This window comes from uncultured Caballeronia sp., from assembly GCF_964243625.1.
In the GTDB taxonomy this organism is placed as follows: Bacteria; Pseudomonadota; Gammaproteobacteria; order Burkholderiales; family Burkholderiaceae; genus Caballeronia.
The window spans coordinates 1-2432 of record NZ_CAXTGZ010000785.1 but is presented as its reverse complement, the minus strand read 5'-3'; the positions used below and the strand labels follow the sequence as shown (position 1 = coordinate 2432).

The 2432-nt window shown below is 60.4% G+C and carries 3 protein-coding genes and 1 pseudogene; 2 read left to right on the top strand and 2 right to left on the bottom strand.

Translation table 11 applies throughout. From position 1 onward, the window contains the following. Window positions 1–477 precede the first annotated feature (477 nt). Window positions 478–768: a hypothetical protein gene (locus ACFFAR_RS30875; RefSeq protein ID WP_172812043.1), complete on the top strand. Its 291-nt coding sequence runs from the start codon at window positions 478–480 to the stop codon at window positions 766–768. Window positions 769–858: 90 nt separating this feature from the next. Then, on the top strand, window positions 859–1128 hold the full coding sequence (gene infA / locus ACFFAR_RS30870; protein WP_050382773.1) for a translation initiation factor IF-1: 270 nt from the start codon (window positions 859–861) through the stop codon (window positions 1126–1128). A gap of 146 nt (window positions 1129–1274) precedes the next feature. Here the strand turns inward: infA and ACFFAR_RS30865 are convergent, their stop codons facing one another. Next, window positions 1275–2168 (bottom strand): Cof-type HAD-IIB family hydrolase, encoded by an 894-nt coding sequence (locus tag ACFFAR_RS30865; protein WP_174364356.1) that lies wholly within the window; start codon window positions 2166–2168, stop codon window positions 1275–1277. Continuing rightward, a pseudogene (locus ACFFAR_RS30860) lies at window positions 2165–2432 on the bottom strand (ROK family protein); the annotation flags it as partial. The pseudogene ACFFAR_RS30860 and the gene ACFFAR_RS30865, both read right to left, overlap by 4 nt.

Genomic DNA, 2432 nt, shown 5'->3' with positions numbered 1-2432 from the left:
GCGGGGCCTCCGGCGACAGCGGAACTTTTTTCTGATTTGCTGTCTAATATTACACAGTGCGCCTTGGCGCAGCGTGTTCGCCACGGCAGCAGCGATCCACCCGGCATTTCAGCGCAAGTTCTGGTTGAGTGTCATCGCCCCGGCAGTGCAGGCTTCGCATCGAACGCGGCCAGGCACTCGTCTTCAGAGTCGTCTTCAAAGTTTAAACAGCAGCGACGTCGGCGGATGGCTTAGTCCATGCGTTATATCGTGTATGACTCATGGTATTGCGCGCTTTACCCCGGCGTTCTTCGACACCTACAGCCCGGCGAACGGCTGCACCCCGAGTGCGCCGTGCGCTATTTTTTGCTCGAAACCGCTGATCGACCGCGAGCGCCGAGGCGCCCGGACTGGCCGTCGGCGGGGTTGTGACGCATCGAATGCACTATTTCGATGCCCGGGCGGGCGCAATACAGGAATTCACGAAACATGAAAGAACTGGTCAAGCCGCTTAAGACGTACAAGGGTTACGAAATTCACCCGCTGATCTACCCGCGCGGAGCACGTCAAGGCGCAGCGGTTCGTGCAGCGGATACCGGTTACGAAGCATCGGTGCGTATCTGCCGCGCGCCGCCGGCTGGTGAGGAAGCCACGGGCGAAAGCCGCGTGTTCCGTATCGAGCAGGACGGAAGTTTTGAAAATGGCGGACAGGCGCGGCGGGCCTGCTTGTTGCATGCGGAAAAGCTGATCGACGGTCAGATCGACGGGCAGTCTGTTGCAGATCTGTGACTATCGGTGATTGATATCCGATAAAAGGCATCGCGGTTGCATGCTGGTCTCGCATACAATCGCATCGAACGACGAATTAAGGAGCTTTATATGGCGAAAGAAGAGTTACTCGAGCTGGACGGCATTGTTGACGAAGTGCTTCCCGATAGCCGCTACCGCGTGACGCTGGATAACGGCGTGGTCGTGGGCGCGTATGCATCGGGCCGCATGCGCAAGAATCACATCCGGATTCTTGCTGGTGACCGCGTGACGCTGGAATTGTCGGTGTATGACCTGACGAAAGGCCGGATCAACTTCCGGCACAAGGACGAGCGCGCTACCGGCGGCGGTGGACCGCGTCCGCAAATGCGTCGCCGTTAAGACCGGATGTCCGTATAGGGCACGCGTCAATGCGCGCCGTGGGCAACAGGTAACAACGCAGCAACGCCGAGAGCCAGGCTTCGTCGGCGCCGCCGCTGGATGCTGTCAGTCAGCATCGCATGGCGCCGATGTCGCTCTCCCGTCTGTCAAAAAACTTTTCCCCCTTTCCGGGCCGCGAGCAATCCGTTCACGCCCGCTGCAAAGCCGTCTTCGTCGTTTGTCGACGATACGAAGGTAGCACTTGCCTGTACCTGCGCCGACGCCTGCCCCATCACAATCGACACGCCTGCAACATCGAACATGGCGACGTCGTTCTGCATATCGCCCAGCACCGCCACGTTTTCCAGCGCCACTCCGGCAAGCTGCGCCAGTTCGCGGATGCCTTCACCCTTGTTCGCAAGCGGATGTGTGATGTCCAGGTAATAGCTTTGTGAGCGCATGGCAGTGGCACGACCCTTCAGCGTACCTGCGAACTCGGCCTCCTTGCGTTCGAGCAAGGCCGCGTTACTGGTCGACGCCACGATCTTCTCGACCGAACCCAGGTCGATGTCCTCGAACCGCTTCACCACCACCGCGTCGTATCCCACGGTCCGGCGCTCGAGCGGCACGTACTCGCCGGCGGGATTCGTGATGTACCACTGGTCGTCGATAAACACCCACGCATCGATCCCGTCGCGCGCCAGGCTTTCCAGCGTGGTTTCGGCGGCGTCACGCGCGAGCCAATGCGCATTCATGGTTTTCCAGCCGGCGGGGTCCACAAGTTTGCCGCCGTTGAACGCGGCAAACGGCGTCTTGATACCGAGCGTATCCACGATCGTGCGCATGCCCTTGCCCGGCCGGCTGCTCGCAACCGTAAAGCGCACGCCCGCGGCGCTCAGGTTGCGCACGGCTTCCTTTGCGGGCTCGCCGAGGGTTTTATCGGTGTAGAGCAGCGTGCCGTCGCAATCGGTGATCACAAGTTCGACCTTCGATAACGCCTCCAGCGCGCGATCGGAGTCGTCCTGTGAGCGTTTGGTCAGCTTCAAACCCTTGGGCATCATTCGAATGTCCCCGGCGGCAATTGCCGCGTTTCGCGTACCGAACGCGGATGCCAGAGACGCGCGCCGCCTTCGATGCCCGCTTCGTTCGACACCACTTTCACGTTATCCGGCAAATCGAACTTGAGATTGGCCGCGTTGCCGCCGCCGATCCAGAGGCGGTCGTAGTTCACGAGCGAACTCAGGATGCCGATGACCTTTTCCACACGACGGTTCCAGCGCTTGTTACCCGCCTTGTCGCGCGCGGCATTACCGAGATATTCGTCG

Excerpts from the sequence above, each read along its gene's own strand:
- infA (WP_050382773.1), top strand. The coding sequence starts at position 859 with ATGGCGAAAGAAGAGTTACTCGAGCTGGACGGCATTGTTGACGAAGTG.
- ACFFAR_RS30865 (WP_174364356.1), bottom strand. The coding sequence starts at position 2,168 with ATGATGCCCAAGGGTTTGAAGCTGACCAAACGCTCACAGGACGACTCC.